We start from the raw sequence: 17,941 nt of genomic DNA, 5'->3' as shown, positions 1-17,941 counted from the left end.
TTCAAGGGGGAATAAAATTATGTCAAAATCAATTAAATTTGCTGAAGAAGCAAGAATGATGTTAATTAATGGAATTAATAAATTAACAGATACAGTGAAAGTTACTTTAGGACCAAAAGGAAAATATGTTTTATTAGAAAAAAATTATGGCTCACCATTAATTACTAATGATGGAGTGACAATTTCAAAAGAAATTGAATTAAGCAATCATTTTGAAAATATGGGGGCTAAATTAGTAGCAGAAGTTGCCAATAAAACAAATGATGTTGCTGGGGACGGAACAACAACGGCGATTGTTTTAACGCAAGCAATTGTGAAAGAAGGCTTAAAAAATATTACGGCAGGGGCTAATGCAATTGCAGTTCGCAATGGAATTGAAAAAACAGTTAACAAAATTGTTGAGTTATTAAAACAATCTGCTAACCAAATTAAATCAAAAGCAGAAATTGCTCAAGTAGCAAGTGTTAGTTCAAAAGACCCGGAAATTGGTGATTTAATTGCTGAAGTTATGGAAAAGGTTGGGAATGATGGGGTTATTACCATTGAAGAATCAAAAACAATTAATACTGAAACAAGTGTAACCGAAGGATTACAATTTGATAAAGGATATTTATCACAATATATGGTAACGGATAGTGAAAAAATGTTAACAGAATTTGATAATCCTTATATTTTAATTATTGATAAAAAGATTAGTAATATGAAAGAAATTTTACCAATTTTAGAAAAAATTGTTGAAGAAGGACGCCCCTTATTAATTATTGCTGATGATGTTGATGGGGATGTTTTACCAACATTGTTATTAAACAAAATGCGTGGTGCTTTTAATATTTGTGTTGTTAAAGCGCCAGAATTTGGTGATAACCGTAAAAACTTATTAGAAGATATTGCTGTATTAGTAAAAGGAACATTTGTTAGCGCTGATTTAGGAATGGATTTCAAAAAATTAACGTTAGCTGATTTAGGAACAGCAAAAAAAGTAATTGTTTCAAAAGATACAACAACAATTGTTGAAGGTAAAGGAACAAAAGCGGAATTAGAGGCAAGAAAAGAATTCATTCGAAACCAAATTAAAAACGAATCATCATCATTTGAGCAAGAGAAATTACAAAAAAGATTAGCAAAACTTGCGGGGGGTGTTGGAATTATTAAAGTTGGAGCTCCAACCGAAACCGAAATGAGAGAGAAAAAATTACGAGTTGAAGATGCCTTAAATTCAACAAAAGCAGCAGTAGAAGAAGGAACTGTTGCTGGTGGTGGAACAGCCTTAGTACAGATTGGGAAAAAATTAGGAGATTTAAAACTAAGTGATGAAGAAAAAATAGGATTAAATATTGTGTTGCGGGCAATTGAAGAACCAGTTCGTCAAATTGCCGCTAATGCTGGTGTTGAAGGTTCAGTTATTGTTAATAAATTAAAAGAACAACCAGATAATATTGGGTACAATGCAGCAACAGGAGTATGAGAAGATATGATTAAGGCAGGTATTGTTGATCCCGTAAAAGTAACACGCTATGCTTTACAACATGCAGGTAGTGTTAGTGCCTTATTATTGACAACTGAAGCGATTGTTGTTAATAATGAAGAAGATAGTCAACCAAAAACACCAAGTTATCCTGATTTAGGAATGTAATTAGATTAAGATAAATTAAAAAAGACCTTTAATTTTGCAGAAAACTCTTTAAATTAAAAATATACCTAAAATTAGGTATATTTTTAATTTAAAGAGAGGTAAATAATTGATGTAAAAAATACTTGAAGAATTAATATACTTCTTGCGATACTATGATAATCATTGCAGATTAATTCATAAAGAAAAAATACAAATAGGAATTTATACTGCAATGTTTCTTTTAACTGAGATATATAAATAAAAATTTTTCTAGATTATTATTAATATATAAAGTTAGGAGAAAAATTTTTATATGGCTAAAGGTAAAATAAAAGGGTCTAAAGATCATTCTTTTGAATTTAAAGAAAAAATTGTTAATGAATACTCAATTAACAATAAATCTTATAGTGAAATAGCAAAAGAATATCATATTAGTTTAGCAACTATTTCAAAATGAGTAAATCAATTTCAACAAAATAAAGAAATTCTAAAAGAACGAAAAAAGCGAAAAGATTTTGAATTAAATAAGTTTAAAAACCCCTTAGAACGTGAAAACTATTTATTAAAAAAAGAAAATGAAAGAATAAAAGCTGAGAATGAAGTTTTAAAAAAGCTTGAAGCTCTTCCAAAGATAAAAACAAAAACAAACATTAGAAAACAAATTGCTTTTATTAAATCAGAATTGCAAGTTTCAAAAATTACTTTATCATGATATTTAAAAGAATTAAGAATTTCATATGATACTTGAAATAAATATTCAAAAAATTGTGATGAATATCAACCAAATATTGATTATTCAATATATGAAATAATTAAAGCAATTCATAGAGAAAATAGTATTAAAGGACACAGACAAATTAAATTATCTTTGGAAGAGCAAAAAATTAATGTGTCGAATTCAACAGTTTATCGTTATATGAAATTAGCTAATAGAATTTCTAGTGTAAGAATTAAAACAAGAAAAAAAATTAATCATTTCTTAAAAATGACAAATGAACATATTCGACATAAATATCTATTAAAACGTAATTTTAAAGCTGAAAAAACTAATCAAAAGTGATCAATTGATATTACGTATGTTAAAACAATCACAGAATGAGTATATTTATTTGCAATCAAGGATTTATTTAGTAATTTAATAGTAAATTATTCTTTAACAACAACTCCAACAGTAAATTGAGTAAATAATTGTATCAAAGAAGCAATTATTAAAAGAAAAATAATCAAAGGTGAATTAACTATTAATTCTGATCAAGGTATTCATTTCACTTCAAAAGCTTATGAAAAATTATTAAAAAAACACGGTATAAATATAAGTATGTCAAGAAGAGGCAATTGTTTAGATAATTCACCGATTGAAAATCAATTTTCAATTCTTAAAACCGAGAACTCAGAATTATCACACTGTAAAAATATTTTAGAAGTAAAAAATATTGTAGATAATTATATAATTCATTATAATGAAAAAAGAAAAATTTTAAATTTAAAAATGCCACCACTTCAATATGAAATGAAAGCATTTTTTAATTAAAATTCTCAGTTATCTGAAACTGTGCAAATAGGAATTTATACCTCTTATTAATTTAATTCTTATAGTATTTATAAGCGATGCTTTATTTTGGCACAACAAAAAATGATTTTATTATTTAAAGTTAATTTTCATTCAACTTCTTGTCTTATTTATAATAACAATTGAAAATTATAGATTGAAGCAATTAAATTAAATCTTAAAGCAAAGCTTTTTCTACGATTGCGATATTTTTCAGTAATAATTTTAAATTTTTTAAGGATAGCAAAAACATTTTCAATAACGATTCTCATTTGTGAAATTAGTTTATTATGCTGTTTTTATTTGTTATTTAAAGGTTTTTGCTTTGTTTTTTTATGCGGAATCAAAACATTCCGATGCATTTTTTGCAAGCCTTGATAACCTGTATCAACTATTACTTTGCTAGCTTTTAAAAGTGGTATTTTTGATTCTTTAAATAAACGAAAATCATCGGTTTTACCACAAGCAAAATTTGTTGCAATAATAGTTTTGCTTTCTTTTTCGAGGATTATTTGTGTTTTGATAGTATGCTTTTTCTTTTTTTTCGGAATAGTATTTTTTTTGTCTTTTTTTGGGCATTGGATTGCTGTTTCGGTTGCATCAATAATAATTGTTTTATCATTAAAATATTTATTTATTAATGTTTTTTTCCCAGCAAGTTGTTGAAAGTCAGGGTGTTTAATTAAAGTGTTTTCAATTCATTTGATATTACGATAACAATTACTCTCACTAATGCCAAAACTTTTACCAAGATGAAAATAAGTGCAGTATTCTCTTCAATATGATAAAGTCATTAATAAATGATTTTCTAATGATAATTTATTAGCTTTTCCGCCTTTTTTAAATTTTTTTAACTCGGCTTCTTTTAAAATATCTAACATTTTATTAAAAGTATTTTGTTTTATTCCTGTTAATCGTAATAATTCTTTATCATTAAGAAATTTAAAGTTATCCTTTTTCATACTTTTATACCCGCCTAATTTATATTTTTTATTTGCTGAATTATACTTGTAAGTGCAAGTAAATAAAATTGCAAAAAATCTCATATAAAAATTTTATGATGCTAAGTTTATTTTAGAAAAAATAAAGCAAGGAGTTTTTATATGGGATATAAACATCTTGGCATAGATGAAAGAATTTATATTGAGAATCAATTGAAGTTTAAAATAAAAATTAGTGAAATAGCTAAAAATCTTAATCGAAGTATTAGTACTATTATTCGAGAAGTTAATAGAAATAAAGATAATAATCATTATTTTTCATTAATTGCACAAAATAAAGCAGAAAATAGAAAACAATCACATATTTATTTTCATAAGTTTAAAAATAGAGAATTAGTAAAATATGTACAACAAAAATTATTATTAGGTTGATCACCCGAACAAATTTATGGCAGAATTAAAAATTTTCATAAAGAATGAATTATTAGTTTTAAAACAATTTACAATTGAATTTATTCTGGATTACTTGAAAAAGTTACTAATAAAAATTTAAGAAGAAAAGGTAAGAAACGAAAATATCAAGAAAATCGGGGTAAATTTAATGGTAAATCAATTAAAGAACGAAATGCTAATGTTAATAATCGCGTAACTCTTGGTCATTGAGAAGGTGATACCGTAGTATCATCACGAGGTAAAATAGACTGCACCCAAAAAAGTAAGTAAAGAAAAAAAAGTCTTTGCTAAACTTTAAAGGAGGTGCATTTTTATATGGCAAGAAAAGGACAAAAATTTAATAAATATACAGCAGATTTTCGAAAAATGATAGGACAAGAGGTTAAAAATAATAGTATAAGTTTTATTGCAAAAAAATATGCAATTAATAAAAAAACTTTTGCTTCATGGTATGAAAATTTTAAGAAAGGAATTTTAAACACCAATAAAGGTCCAAAAGAATCATTTGAAAAAAGAGATTTAAACTATTACAAAGTTAGGTATGAATTACTAAAAAAGCTTCATGACTTTTACAATTAAATAAAAGAAAAATTGTATTTTTTATCAAAGAAAACCTTAATAAATATCCACTAAATTTATTACTTGATGTAACAGATTTAAAGCGTAGTTATTGAGATAAATATAAAAATTATTCAAGTAATGGTAAGGATAGCGAATCATTAAAAAATATTGTAAAAGTCTATGAAGAAAATTTAAAACAATTTGGTTATCGTCGAATTACCAAATATTTAAAAGAAGATTATGGCATTGTTTATAATGCTAAGAAAGTATTACGAATTATGAAAGAAAATAATATTCAAGCTGAATATGTAAAGCGTATGCGTAGAAAAATATTAATAAAACAAAATAGAAATAAAAATATAATTAAATATCCTGATTTAGTAAATCGTAATTTTAATGATATTAAAGAAAGATTTTCAATTTTATTTACTGATGTAACTTATTTAATTTGAAATGGTAAAAAACATTATCAATCAACAATAATTGATGGATATACTAAAGAAATTATTGATGTAAAATGATCAAAATTTAATAATAACAAACTTGTAATTGATAATTTAAATGCTGCAATTAATAAAATTAAAAAAATAAAAAAAGATCTAAATAAAACAATAATTCATTCAGATCACGGATATCAATATACATCTAAAGATTATAATAGTAAATGTTTAGATAACAAAATTATAATTTTGTATCATGTACGATGAAGCGGCAAAAAACAACTCTTGTTAAATAAAAAGGGTTGTTTTTTTATTTGTAAACCCATAATTATTAATTAATTCAGAGAAAGGGCAGCATCTTAAATTCTTAAAATAGAAACTTTTTATCGCAACTTTAAGTTAACGAAAAAGTTGTATTACACATTTATTAAATATCTTAGAAATTTTTACAAAGTGTACCTTTTTTTCTCCAATTTTAAGGTGTTGTCCTTTCTCTGTTTTAGTTAATTAATTTGGCTAATAAATAAAAAAACTTAATATTAAAGGAAGGAGTAAGTAATGGAAATTAATACGCAACAAACAATCTGTGATGTTGATAATTGCTATAAAGCAATATCATTAATTACCGAAGAATTTTTATCAAATAAAGTTTTATGAACTTGTAAAAAACATAAAGATTTATTAAATCGTACAAAAGATAAAAAACAAACGCGGTTTTATAAAAAATTAGAAAATTCAAAAATTATCTTTGATTGAGAAACTGGTTCTTTTAAACTTTGATTTTATAAAACAACTTAATGCAGTGTGGGACGGTTATTTTAAATAACTAAGTGCTTCCATAAGAACATGAGTTTAAGCTCATTCCCACAGCCAGCCGAGGCAAGTACTGAAATAGTGTATGAGGAAAAATGTAAATCGGCGCTGGTTATATTTAAACTAAGCGATAGTCGTGATAAGTGCAAGGTCAACATCGAACGACAATAAAAATAGAGATGGACACTTTATAAATAAATTTGCGATAGACATTGTCCCATCGAGGATGGCAGCGGTTCTACAAACCACAACGCCAGCACCAGGCTCTTCAAGGTGCAAGTGAATTTATTTTAAAAACTGAACGTTTTGACTTGAAATAGTGCGGATGAAGAGAGAGAATTCTCTGGCTTTACCTCATAAAAACAACTGTCTATTATCTAATAATAAACAAATATTAAATATATTATCGCCACCGCTCACCCCCAGTGAAGCGGATGGCGTAGTAAATAAATAGATAAATACTTATATAACTAATTCTCGCTTTGGCACTTTCACTTGGGAGTGAGTGCCAGCGAATTAAAAATAGGAGGAAATATAATGGAATATAAAAGTTTGTATATTAATAAAACTTGAAGTGAAATAACAACATCATTTGATTGAGTGAATTGTCAACCTGTTAATTGTCGTATTTCTCATCATAAAAATCATTATGATTTACAGTGTTTAGAATGAGCAAAAATGTACTTAAATTTATTTGAAGATAAATGAGATGTTATTGCTTCTTATATGCAACATTACAAAATTAACGATATTTTAGATTTAGCATCAGATGGTTGAAAAATATTACAAATTGAGAAAAAAATAAAACAAATAATTTAGAAGGTTTATATGAAAAAGTTAAATAAAATTTGTCTTAAACAAAGATATTGAGGTTATTGTTTTCATAAAGAATGCAATAAAGAAAATAAATTGAATGAATTAATGCTTAAAAGTTATCCAGTTTCATTTGAAGATATGACTGATGAACATTGAGCATTAAACAATAAAAATAATTAGGAGGAATAAGAAAATGTCATATTGTATTAGTGATTACTTAAATGAAAAATGAATTAATAATAACGCATTAAAAATTAGTAATAAAGATATTATTTATGCACAAATTGATAGTGACTATGATATGAGTTGAGAATTAAATTTATATCTTAAATTTGGTAATGAAGAGCGACATGTAGGTAATATTTCATTGCCAAAAGATTTTGATTTAAATTTAAAATGATATGAAATTGATGAGGTTAAAGGTTTAATAGATGATTATTTAGAAGATGAAGAAGCAGACTACGAAGTGATAAATTATGAATAATATGTGAAAAGATGAAAGTGGTTATGTTTATAGCGAAGAAGATTTATTTAATATCGCATTAGAAGAATGTTGTTCAGAAGAGACTGCTTACGAATATATTGATAATTTAATTATGGATATGAATTTGGAGGAAATTTAATTATGGCAGATTTAAAGTTAAATAATCAAATTAAAAATATTACCTATCCATTTTATTTAAAAGGTAATGATTTTAAAGAATTAAGTTTAAAAGCATTACCGATTAAAAATTGAATTGATAATCACGGTAAAGAATTAGCAGAGTTTATCTATCGTCATCTTAATCATTATGCATTAAATGGTTATCAAGATATACATTTAAAAGATATACCCAGTGCTATTAGTAAAATTGATTTTGTTTTTAGAGAACCATTAGAATTAATAAAAGATTTTAAAGATGAATTAAATCGAATTAGAGTTAATATTATTAATTTAGAAAAAGTACTTCAAAATAATAAAATTGAAATTAAAAATAGCCTAATACAAGTTCAATACTTAAAACAACAACAGTTTATTCAAACTAAAAAACAAGAACAAGAAAATCGGGTTGAATATGCTAATAACTTAACGCCTGATATGGGGTTAGACATGGACCAAATTGAAGATGAACAAGTTCGTGTTATGGAAGATGTAGCAAAAATAGAACAAGATTTAGAAAAAACTACTAGTAAATTTCGGAAAGAAAAAATATTAATTAAAGATATTGATATTTTGGGTGTTAATGATGATTTTTTACAAAATGCTGATAAATTAGAACTTATTAATTTAATTAAAAATTATTTAATTGTTGATGAACAAATTGTTAAAAACGAAATTAAAAAACAATGAGATAGTAATAAAAACATTAATACTATTGGTGTTAATGGAATTAAATTCAAAATAAATAAAGGAGAGAAATAATTATGAATAATCAAATGGGAATAAAAGAATTAGTAGCAACAGCAGTTAAAGCATATGAATTAAATGTTAATGCTAAATATTTACAAGAAAATTTAATTTCTTTACAAGAACTAAAATTAAAAAATAATCAAAGTTATATGAATTTAGTGGGTAATGCTGATAATGGAAAAATTACAGCCTTAGGAATTATTAATTTAAGTAATAAAGGTTTAATATTCGGAAAAGATTTTAATATTATTCCATTTAAAAATAAATTAACAACTATTATTGATAGTAGTGTGTTTCAAAAAAGAATGGAACAAGAAAATTGAATGTTAAAACGAGGAATTATTTATAAAAGTGAAAAATTTGTATGAGATACCGATTTACAAAAACCAAAATTACATGAAATAGATTTTATGACAAATACCAGTCAATATGAAAATATTATTGGTGCTTATGCTTTTGGAATTAATCGTTTAACTGGTGAAACAAAAGGAATTTTATTAAGAAAAGCCGATATTGACCGTTTAAAAAATAGTAGTCCAAGTGGAAATAGTGAATATTCGCCTTGAAATAAATGACCAAAAGAAATGGTTGAAGCAAAATTATATCGTAAATTAGCCCAAGAATTAGGTGTAGATATTACTGACATTGATTTAGATGAAAAAGAAATTAAAGAAGATGGTAATTTTGATTATATACCTTTTAATGATATTACTGTCGCCAAAAATAAGGGGCATATGAGCGATGAACCCTTATCAAACAATATAAATACCTCATCTTATATAGAAATAGCGGATACAAACAATAATGTAGTTAAAGAAGAAGATATCTCTAATGTAGTACCAACAGTTAATAATAATGATGAAGAATGAGCAACTTGATAAAAATAGGTATTGACCCATCAGGGACTGGTACTACTGCTATCGTTACTTTTAAAGATAATAAATTAATTGATAAATCCGAATATACACATTATGATTGAATTACACAACCCGATATTATTTTAGATGTATTAAGACCAGATGCAATTATTAATATTGAAGATTGTTTATATACATCTGCTAATGCAAGTAAAGATAGGGATGATTTATTAAAAGTAATTGGAACAGTTAAATACAATACAAAAAAAGTACACAATATTAATTGAGTATCACCAAAACACACTAAATCAATTGTTAAAAATATGGAAAATTTAAGTAAATATAATGACAGTTGTATATGAAAATTTGATAAAGATAGTAATTTAATTTATCAATATGGTAAAGGTTGAAAATATAATAATGAGAAAATAAGTAATCATTTACGAGATGCAATTATTATTGCTAATTATGAGGTTTAATATTATGAAAAAATCATATAATCAAAAAACAGGAAAATATTATTCTTGTAAAATTCGAAATGTTAATATTTACTTAAATGAAAATGAAGAAAAAGTTTGAAATAAATTATCTAACTTTGATACTTATTCACAACGAATAGAATATCTTATTAATTTTTATATAAGTCACAACAAAGAAAAATAAAAAATAACCTTAATTGGTTATTTTTTTAAATACTATTTGTTAGTTGTCTAATAGCATCTTTTTGTGCTTGTTTTTTGTCGTTTACTTTAACTTGTTTTTTAACATTTTTAATTTGACCTGTTTTAAGGGCTAATTCTGTTGCATAATCAGGTCCTCGTAAATGTTTTTCGTGGGCAATAACAGCCGTTCTCAATTCTCTAAGTTCTGCTTTATATTTTTTAATTTTTTTAGCAGATAATCCAAGAATACCAAGACTACCCATTCCACCAGCACCAGCTAACACAAGTAAAGCAATCATTAATGTTTCATTCATGTTTTTGTTTCCTTTCTTATCCTTACTCAAACAGTGGCCATCCATTTTTTCAGAACAAAATAATTTATAAATTAAGCTATATAACCACCCAAAATATCTACCACCCCTATATATAGTCTATTTTAATAAAATTTAATTATTAGTTTCATAATTATTATTTATATTTAATTTTTTGTTATTTTCTTCTTGTTTTTGTTTTTTAATATTTTCGTTTTGTATATTTTTAAATATTTCTTCTGTTATACCATCTAAATTATTTCATTGTTTTGCTATTCTTGGTTGAATAACACGCGGATTAATCCGACAATCTAAACAATGTCTTAAATGGTCTTTTTTTCATTTTAATTTATCAATTAAAATAATAATTAAAGAAATTATTAAAGTAATTAAAGGTAAAATTGTAAATAATAATCCCATTTTAGATAATTTTAATCGTGGAATATCAATTTTCATATCTACTTTTGGTTTACTACTAGCAACAAATATACCCTGAATTCCATGTGTAAATAAAGGTGTTAATAAAATGGCAATACCATTGCCTCAATATTGACCATAATTGTATCAATTAATTTGATCCTTAATACTATTAATCATCCCGTATTCCAATCAAAAATTTAATGCTAAAAACATTAAAGTATAAAAACTAACTACTCAACTCCTAATTTTATATTTTCTTTCTCATTCTCTAATATCTTTATGAGTTCAATTATAAGTTGGAATAGGATCTTTTTTAAATCAATTTCAAGGTAATGCACCCTTTAATCAAGTTGTTTTATCTTGCTTCATTAATTAAACCCCTTTCTAACTTACTTTTTTTCTTTCAATGTGTAAACCAGTAATTGTTCCATCTGTCCCACCAGTACGTATAGCAATAATTCCATCATCTTCTAATTCTACGCGATGAGAAAAAACGTTTTCTAATTCAAATGATCCAACAGTTATTTTTCCCCTAAAATTTTTGTATGTTGATAAATAATAATGATTTTGATTACTTGTTTTAATTCAAATATTGTATTTATAATTTTCTTTATCTCAATTTTGTATTTCATAATCAAACCTTGTATTATCTAAATCACTAGTGTCAACAATTTCTCAATCTGAAATATTTGTTTTTCAAACCCCATTATCATAATAAATCGTATCATTATCAAACGGAACAACAAGTTTAATATATTCATTATAATCAATTTTACTATAATCGATAATTGTTGGATGAGTAATATTAATAGTGTTATCAGTTTGAACGCGTTCTTTTAAATAAAATAATAAACTGTCATAAAATGTTTTTTTCGTAATATATTTATATTCTTCTTCTCAAGGATGAGCATAATTCCCTAAATGATAATTATATGGTCTATCAACCGTTTTACTAGATATAATATCAATTATTTCACCAGCTAATTTTAAAGCATTTTTAACATCACGAGTAATATTTTCATTTGCTTCGGGGTCATTAGTTTGTGAATAAGCAACTCCACCTTGTGAAAATGAAGCACTACCAGTTAAATCATTAACTCCTTTTGGTAAATATCAATTCATAACTGCTAATAAACAAGCAGATTGAATATAACTTAATCATTTATCATATTCAATTAAACCTGTATTATCTTTTTTTACTCATGGAAATAAATCTTTTTTATTAATCTTATCTGAAATTGTCCCACCTGATAATCTATCCATTCATAAACTAGTTTTTAAGATAGCATTATAAATTAAATTATCATTATAAGCAGATTGCTTACGATCATTAATAGGTTGTCAAAGTTTACTTTTTTTAACATCTTCAACTGTTATAAATAACAAATTATTTAAATTACTTTCCATATAATACACCCCTTAATTGATTACGATATTTATTTCTTAAATTAGATAGTTTATAACTATTAACTTTTCTTTGTACTTTTTTAATTTTTTTAATAGTTTGATTAGTTTTATAAAACATACTTTTAACTGGTGTTTTATATAAATTCTTAATATTTTTAACATCGCTTTTTCGCTCTCGATACCATTTTTTATTATTAATTTCACCAGCAAAATTGAAATTAAAGTGTCCAATCTTTAAATTATTAATAAACGTTTTAATTTGTTGTAATTTTTGAATATGTGGTAATGTTAATTTAATATTTCCTTTTGGGTATTTTTCTTTTAATTCTTTTGGTAATCTTTTTTTAATATAATCTCTTAAATGACTAGGTAATCATTTTCTTAATCAATAACGCCAAAATAAAGTTCCTGCATTAGACACAGCATTACTTAATAATTTTCAAATTTCAACTGGAACACTAGGATAAACATATGGACCATAAAACTTCGGGTGTTTTGCTGTTTTTGTATATATTAAAATAGTTAAATTACCTGTTAAAGTTAACTTATTTGTTATATTAAACATACCACTATTAAGCCAACTACTATTTAAAGGTTGTCAATTAGTGTTTAGATAATTTTCTTTTTTAAATTGTTCTCTATTTTTAATATTGTTATCTTTTTCTAATTTACTTAATATTTGTTGAATTTCTTTTTTATGACCTTTTTTAATTAAATTTAAATAAGTAAATGGATTTAATCATTGATAAATATCTTCAATTTTATTTGTAATCTTTTGAAAAGGATTAGCATAATATGAAGCAAACTTATTAACCTTATTAATTAAATTAACAAACTTATTTATTAAAGGTTTATTTCCTAAATTTTCTGTTAATAAAGTTAAAATTCGTAATATTAATAAATTCATTGTTTATTAAGAATTTTTAATTACTACTTCAATTGACTTTGTTTTACCAGTTGCTTTGTTTTTACCTTCAATTAAAACTTCAACAATTTTATCATTTGTAATATCAATTGGTCAGTCTTCACCTTTAGGATTAATAGAATAATCAAAATCATTTTCAGTTAAAGAACTATCTACAGTTTTAACTGCTTTTAAAACAACGTCTTTAAATTGTGGTTTTAATCATCCATCACTAACATCTTTGGGATCTGGTAAATTAATGATTGGTTTATCTAATTTATTTATTTTACTAATATCTATTTTAGCAACATCTGGTGTTAAAATTACATTAGATTTTGTTGTATTTATTGGTGTAGAAATTTCATAATCAACCGGCACTCTAAATGTTTTATTTAAATTACTTTTAGCAGTATTTATTTCTTCTTGTGTTGGTTCTTTTTCTAAAATAATCTTACATGTTTTTGGATATAAAATTGTTGGTGTTGCATATTGTACTTTACCAATTCATTTAGGGTTAGCAGTATCATTATCTAAAACTTGTTGAATAGTATCCATATTAATTGGATATGCTCATACTTGTTTATTAATAAGTAAACCATTTATATTAGTAAAATTATAACCTTTATCTCGGTTAACTTGTCCTTTTGTATATGTTTTTTCTAAATGAAAACTTTTTGATACCGGAATACCCATTGCGGTATTTTCATATAATTCACCGTTAACCATTGCTTTTAATTGAGCTTGTGAACCAATTACTTTTAAATAAGCAGGTGTTAATCCTAAATAGGATCTTCGTCCTAAAACCATAAACATTTTATCGGTTGGTAAACCAAAATATAAATTACTAATTTGATTTGTTAATTCAATCAAAGTTTCATTTAATGTAAAGAATGCTTTATTTGCATCATCAGCATTATCTGCTGTATAACCACGAAATGGAATTACTTCATATTGACCATCTGCTAAACAATAATCATAAATAGCCTGAATTAATTCACATTCTAAATTAACAAATTTATTCTGTACAACACTAGCAATAGCATCAGCAATAACACCATTTTTAATATTTTGTTCTATCATTGCTAAGTCAAATGCTTCATTCATTAATTTTAAATTAAATCTTTTATTAATAGGCACCGGAATTCTTGTTAATCCCATTGTTTGAGTTGCCCCACCATTTGGTAATGAATAATCATCTTGTCATACCACACGATGAGTTAAATTATATAATGCTTGTCCTGCATTAGGTAATCAAGCAACTTGTTCAGCAGTTGCAGTTGCATATTGCATAATACTTGCATGCTCATTCATTAATGGTCCTCTTAGCATAGCGTTAACCATATCAACATAGGCTTTTTGACCTGTTGTATTACCTTGTAATGTAAAATGTACTTGCGGCAAATTAATTGTTGCCATAATATTCACTCCCTTATTATCTAAGGTTTTTAAGTGTATAATCAGTTAATTTCTTAATTTCTTCTGGAGTATATGCTCCTTTTTCTTTAATAGTTTCAATTTCATCATTTTTATTTTCAACCGAATTTTCAATCATATCTTTAATTAAATTAGTTGGTGAAACTGATGGTTGTTCTTCGACAAACAAATCAGGTTTTAATTCTTTTAAAGTTTGCATTTTTTCAAATAAAGAACTACCACTAACTTTTTCTAAATTAGTTTTAATATCTTCAATTTTAGTAGATGGAACATCTTTAAAGGCTTTTAATTCATCTAATTCATTAGATAATTTAATAAAGTCTTCTTTTGATATAACATCTTCGCGTTTTTGCACACTTTCTCTAATTTGCTTTGCTTCATTATTAAACTGATTTAAGATATTTTCTGCAATTTCTTCACTTAAACCTTGTTCGATTAATTGTTCTTTTATAAGTGCCATTTTATAAACTCCTCTTTTTTTATCCTTGTCCGATTAACAAGTCAGCGTAACTCTTTTTTACGGAAAAAGATTAAACCTATGCCTTCATTATATACTATTATTTTACTAATACAACACTTTATGTAAAAATAAATAAACTTAATATATTTCATTGCTAATTTACCCCTTAAAACGTGTATTAATAGCTTTTTAACAAGATAAAATTTTTTAAAATAATTACTAATTTTGCTTGTATATATATATATATATATATATACTGGGAATAGATCTTGATAAAAAGTTTCAAGATTAAGAAACGGAGAAAAACAAGTATGAAAAAATTACTTAGTTTATTAAGTGTATTAACTATTGTTGGAACTGCTGTACCAACAACAATTGCCGCTAGTCCATATCAAAAAGAAAATAGTAAATTAAATCGAGTTAAAAGAGACACTCAACCTCAATATTGACAACAACAATATAGTCCGGCAGAGTGTTTTTATAATCCGATAGATTTTAATCGCACCGTACGTTATAATAAAAACGGCACTTGAGAATATGACAATATTACTCAAAGTGAGAGAAATTGTTTATGACAAAAAGGTATTAGAGAAGCAAATTTTAGAGCACAACAAAGAATTCAAGAATGAAATAGTTATTATGAAAAACAAAGAATTGAACAACAACAACATAATTATAATCAACAAGTTAAGAGAGAGTGAGAAAAAGAACAACTTCTAAAATTCAAAAACGATTTAATACAAGCAGAAAAAGAAGGAGCAAACTTAACTGATGATTTAAGAGCTGCTTTTAAAATGCACGGACCTAAAGTTATTGGTGCTGGAACAGGTTCTTTAACGGGGGTAACTATTGGTCTTTTATGTGGCCCCGGGGCACCCGTTTGTTCTGCTGTTGGTTCAGTAATTGGAGCAATTGTTGGAGCGATTTCTGGTGGTGTTGCTTATGAAATAATAAATAGAATATAATAAATAAAATTATTATATTTATGGAAATAATATAAAAGTTATTTCCTTTTTTAATTAAATTAACAAACTTTATAAAAATACAAAGGAATTAAAAATATGAAAAAAATATTAAGTATCATAGGTGTAATATCATTAATAGGAACAAGTACAACAAGTTTAATTGCTTGTAATACACCACAATATAGTGAAGAAAAATTAAAAGAACAAAAAGAAAAACATAAAATAGATACAAATAATGAAAATATTAAAAACCATTTAGAATGAATAGCACCACAAGAAAAACCATTTAATAAGATTGATAATAAATGATATTATGTAACATGGCGTGGTAATAAAAATCATAATTGAAGAATTATTAATTTTAAACATAATGAATTAAAAATAGGGAAAATATTTGATAAATATAATAAATATACATTGGAATTAAGAGAAGAAACGGGATATCCATTTTATTTTACTTTATATGTTAGATATTCTTCTTCTTGAGCTCCGGCAGATTGAGAATCATATAATGGTGCCGGTACATACTTTAAATCAGTTTATCGTTGAAATTTAGATACCAATGAACCTAATTTAATTGTTGATGAAAATAGTAATGTAAAAGTTAATGAATAATAGGAAAAGAAATATAAATAAAATTAACATTTTAAATAAATATGCACAGTTTCAGATAACTGAGAATTTTAATTAAAAAATGCTTTCATTTCATATTGAAGTGGTGGCATTTTTAAATTTAAAATTTTTCTTTTTTCATTATAATGAATTATATAATTATCTACAATATTTTTTACTTCTAAAATATTTTTACAGTGTGATAATTCTGAGTTCTCGTTTTTAAGAATTGAAAATTGATTTTCAATCGGTGAATTATCTAAACAATTGCCTCTTCTTGACATACTTATATTTATACCGTGTTTTTTTAATAATTTTTCATAAGCTTTTGAAGTGAAATGAATACCTTGATCAGAATTAATAGTTAATTCACCTTTGATTATTTTTCTTTTAATAATTGCTTCTTTGATACAATTATTTACTCAATTTACTGTTGGAGTTGTTGTTAAAGAATAATTTACTATTAAATTACTAAATAAATCCTTGATTGCAAATAAATATACTCATTCTGTGATTGTTTTAACATACGTAATATCAATTGATCACTTTTGATTAGTTTTTTCAGCTTTAAAATTACGTTTTAATAGATATTTATGTCGAATATGTTCATTTGTCATTTTTAAGAAATGATTAATTTTTTTTCTTGTTTTAATTCTTACACTAGAAATTCTATTAGCTAATTTCATATAACGATAAACTGTTGAATTCGACACATTAATTTTTTGCTCTTCCAAAGATAATTTAATTTGTCTGTGTCCTTTAATACTATTTTCTCTATGAATTGCTTTAATTATTTCATATATTGAATAATCAATATTTGGTTGATATTCATCACAATTTTTTGAATATTTATTTCAAGTATCATATTAAATTCTTAATTCTTTTAAATATCATGATAAAGTAATTTTTGAAACTTGCAATTCTGATTTAATAAAAGCAATTTGTTTTCTAATGTTTGTTTTTGTTTTTATCTTTGGAAGAGCTTCAAGCTTTTTTAAAACTTCATTCTCAGCTTTTATTCTTTCATTTTCTTTTTTTAATAAATAGTTTTCACGTTCTAAGGGGTTTTTAAACTTATTTAATTCAAAATCTTTTCGCTTTTTTCGTTCTTTTAGAATTTCTTTATTTTGTTGAAATTGATTTACTCATTTTGAAATAGTTGCTAAAATAATATGATATTCTTTTGCTATTTCACTATAAGATTTATTGTTAATTGAGTATTCATTAACAATTTTTTCTTTAAATTCAAAAGAATGATCTTTAGACCCTTTTATTTTACCTTTAGCCATATAAAAATGTTTCTCCTAATTTTATATATTAATAATAATCTAAAA

At 24.8% G+C, this 17,941-nt stretch carries 24 protein-coding genes and 2 pseudogenes; 17 read left to right on the top strand and 9 right to left on the bottom strand.

Features of this window, described 5'->3' with window-relative positions; translation table 4 throughout:
• Positions 1-19 precede the first annotated feature (19 nt).
• Positions 20-1,633 (top strand): chaperonin GroEL, encoded by a 1,614-nt coding sequence (groL, locus tag ACQH23_RS10820; RefSeq protein WP_425378324.1) that lies wholly within the window; start codon positions 20-22, stop codon positions 1,631-1,633.
• Positions 1,634-1,925: 292 nt separating this feature from the next.
• Positions 1,926-3,143 carry an IS3 family transposase gene (locus tag ACQH23_RS10815; RefSeq protein ID WP_425378323.1) on the top strand — a complete coding sequence of 406 codons (1,218 nt, stop codon included), beginning with the start codon at positions 1,926-1,928 and terminating at the stop codon, positions 3,141-3,143.
• 149 nt (positions 3,144-3,292) lie between these two features.
• On the opposite strand, the pseudogene ACQH23_RS10810 reads toward ACQH23_RS10815, so the two are convergent.
• Positions 3,293-4,123, bottom strand: a pseudogene (locus ACQH23_RS10810) (IS5 family transposase).
• A 141-nt stretch (positions 4,124-4,264) separates the two neighbouring features.
• On the opposite strand from ACQH23_RS10810, the gene ACQH23_RS10805 reads away from it, so the two are divergent.
• The 13 genes and pseudogenes from ACQH23_RS10805 to ACQH23_RS10745 all read left to right on the top strand — a co-directional run bounded on the left by ACQH23_RS10805 (position 4,265) and on the right by ACQH23_RS10745 (position 10,095).
• Positions 4,265-4,825 carry an IS30 family transposase gene (locus ACQH23_RS10805; RefSeq protein WP_425378322.1) on the top strand — a complete coding sequence of 187 codons (561 nt, stop codon included), beginning with the start codon at positions 4,265-4,267 and terminating at the stop codon, positions 4,823-4,825.
• A gap of 45 nt (positions 4,826-4,870) precedes the next feature.
• Positions 4,871-5,134 carry a hypothetical protein gene (locus ACQH23_RS10800; RefSeq protein ID WP_425378321.1) on the top strand — a complete coding sequence of 88 codons (264 nt, stop codon included), beginning with the start codon at positions 4,871-4,873 and terminating at the stop codon, positions 5,132-5,134.
• Positions 5,101-5,373 (top strand): annotated as a pseudogene (locus ACQH23_RS10795) (hypothetical protein); the annotation flags it as partial. The gene ACQH23_RS10800 and the pseudogene ACQH23_RS10795, both read left to right, overlap by 34 nt.
• 21 nt (positions 5,374-5,394) lie before the next feature.
• The gene (locus ACQH23_RS10790) at positions 5,395-5,895 is read left to right on the top strand and encodes a DDE-type integrase/transposase/recombinase (protein ID WP_425378320.1); all 501 of its coding nucleotides are present in this window, start codon (positions 5,395-5,397) and stop codon (positions 5,893-5,895) included.
• Between the two features lie 219 nt (positions 5,896-6,114).
• Positions 6,115-6,354, top strand: a complete 240-nt coding sequence (locus tag ACQH23_RS10785) for a hypothetical protein (protein ID WP_425378319.1) — start codon at positions 6,115-6,117, stop codon at positions 6,352-6,354.
• A 516-nt stretch (positions 6,355-6,870) separates the two neighbouring features.
• Positions 6,871-7,188 (top strand): hypothetical protein, encoded by a 318-nt coding sequence (locus ACQH23_RS10780; RefSeq protein ID WP_425378225.1) that lies wholly within the window; start codon positions 6,871-6,873, stop codon positions 7,186-7,188.
• Between the two features lie 9 nt (positions 7,189-7,197).
• Positions 7,198-7,365 carry a hypothetical protein gene (locus ACQH23_RS10775; protein ID WP_425378226.1) on the top strand — a complete coding sequence of 56 codons (168 nt, stop codon included), beginning with the start codon at positions 7,198-7,200 and terminating at the stop codon, positions 7,363-7,365.
• A 13-nt stretch (positions 7,366-7,378) separates the two neighbouring features.
• Positions 7,379-7,669: a hypothetical protein gene (locus ACQH23_RS10770; RefSeq protein WP_425377634.1), complete on the top strand. Its 291-nt coding sequence runs from the start codon at positions 7,379-7,381 to the stop codon at positions 7,667-7,669.
• Positions 7,662-7,808, top strand: a complete 147-nt coding sequence (locus tag ACQH23_RS10765; protein ID WP_425377635.1) for a hypothetical protein — start codon at positions 7,662-7,664, stop codon at positions 7,806-7,808. Before ACQH23_RS10770 ends, ACQH23_RS10765 begins: the two co-directional genes overlap by 8 nt.
• 2 nt (positions 7,809-7,810) lie before the next feature.
• Complete coding sequence (locus ACQH23_RS10760) at positions 7,811-8,587, top strand: hypothetical protein (RefSeq protein ID WP_425377636.1); 777 nt, start codon at positions 7,811-7,813, stop codon at positions 8,585-8,587.
• Between the two features lie 2 nt (positions 8,588-8,589).
• A complete protein-coding gene (locus tag ACQH23_RS10755) occupies positions 8,590-9,456 on the top strand; it encodes a recombinase RecT (protein ID WP_425377637.1) in 867 nt (288 codons plus the stop codon).
• Positions 9,441-9,911 (top strand): hypothetical protein, encoded by a 471-nt coding sequence (locus ACQH23_RS10750; protein WP_425377671.1) that lies wholly within the window; start codon positions 9,441-9,443, stop codon positions 9,909-9,911. The genes ACQH23_RS10755 and ACQH23_RS10750 overlap by 16 nt, the downstream gene beginning before the upstream one ends.
• A gap of 4 nt (positions 9,912-9,915) precedes the next feature.
• On the top strand, positions 9,916-10,095 hold the full coding sequence (locus ACQH23_RS10745; protein WP_425377672.1) for a hypothetical protein: 180 nt from the start codon (positions 9,916-9,918) through the stop codon (positions 10,093-10,095).
• A gap of 25 nt (positions 10,096-10,120) precedes the next feature.
• On the opposite strand, the gene ACQH23_RS10740 is transcribed toward ACQH23_RS10745, so the two are convergent.
• The 6 genes from ACQH23_RS10740 to ACQH23_RS10715 form a co-directional block, all read right to left on the bottom strand.
• Positions 10,121-10,453, bottom strand: coding sequence for a hypothetical protein (locus ACQH23_RS10740; RefSeq protein ID WP_425377640.1), 333 nt, complete (start codon positions 10,451-10,453; stop codon positions 10,121-10,123).
• Between the two features lie 87 nt (positions 10,454-10,540).
• A complete protein-coding gene (locus ACQH23_RS10735) occupies positions 10,541-11,194 on the bottom strand; it encodes a hypothetical protein (RefSeq protein ID WP_425378318.1) in 654 nt (217 codons plus the stop codon).
• A gap of 15 nt (positions 11,195-11,209) precedes the next feature.
• Positions 11,210-12,232, bottom strand: coding sequence for a hypothetical protein (locus tag ACQH23_RS10730; RefSeq protein ID WP_425378317.1), 1,023 nt, complete (start codon positions 12,230-12,232; stop codon positions 11,210-11,212).
• Positions 12,222-13,139 (bottom strand): hypothetical protein, encoded by a 918-nt coding sequence (locus tag ACQH23_RS10725; RefSeq protein ID WP_425378230.1) that lies wholly within the window; start codon positions 13,137-13,139, stop codon positions 12,222-12,224. The genes ACQH23_RS10730 and ACQH23_RS10725 overlap by 11 nt, the downstream gene beginning before the upstream one ends.
• Positions 13,140-13,145: 6 nt before the next feature.
• A complete protein-coding gene (locus tag ACQH23_RS10720; RefSeq protein ID WP_425377644.1) occupies positions 13,146-14,552 on the bottom strand; it encodes a hypothetical protein in 1,407 nt (468 codons plus the stop codon).
• Positions 14,553-14,568: 16 nt separating this feature from the next.
• Positions 14,569-15,030, bottom strand: coding sequence for a hypothetical protein (locus ACQH23_RS10715; RefSeq protein WP_425377645.1), 462 nt, complete (start codon positions 15,028-15,030; stop codon positions 14,569-14,571).
• A gap of 311 nt (positions 15,031-15,341) precedes the next feature.
• Here ACQH23_RS10715 and ACQH23_RS10710 point away from each other — a divergent pair, with 311 nt between their 5' ends.
• The gene (locus ACQH23_RS10710; protein WP_425378316.1) at positions 15,342-15,995 is read left to right on the top strand and encodes a hypothetical protein; all 654 of its coding nucleotides are present in this window, start codon (positions 15,342-15,344) and stop codon (positions 15,993-15,995) included.
• A 96-nt stretch (positions 15,996-16,091) separates the two neighbouring features.
• Positions 16,092-16,610: a lipoprotein gene (locus tag ACQH23_RS10705; protein WP_425378315.1), complete on the top strand. Its 519-nt coding sequence runs from the start codon at positions 16,092-16,094 to the stop codon at positions 16,608-16,610.
• Positions 16,611-16,678: 68 nt separating this feature from the next.
• Here ACQH23_RS10705 and ACQH23_RS10700 read toward each other — a convergent pair whose 3' ends face one another.
• Both ACQH23_RS10700 and ACQH23_RS10695 read right to left on the bottom strand, forming a co-directional pair.
• Positions 16,679-17,371, bottom strand: a complete 693-nt coding sequence (locus ACQH23_RS10700) for an IS3 family transposase (protein ID WP_425379281.1) — start codon at positions 17,369-17,371, stop codon at positions 16,679-16,681.
• A 102-nt stretch (positions 17,372-17,473) separates the two neighbouring features.
• On the bottom strand, positions 17,474-17,896 hold the full coding sequence (locus ACQH23_RS10695) for a transposase (RefSeq protein ID WP_425378314.1): 423 nt from the start codon (positions 17,894-17,896) through the stop codon (positions 17,474-17,476).
• Between the last annotated feature and the right edge of the window lie 45 nt (positions 17,897-17,941).

Origin of the sequence: Spiroplasma endosymbiont of Polydrusus pterygomalis (assembly GCF_964030635.1) — a bacterium.
Lineage (GTDB): Bacteria > Bacillota_I > Bacilli_A > Mycoplasmatales > Mycoplasmataceae > Spiroplasma.
Note: the sequence above shows the minus strand (reverse complement) of the source record. Positions and strands in the feature narration are given on the sequence as shown.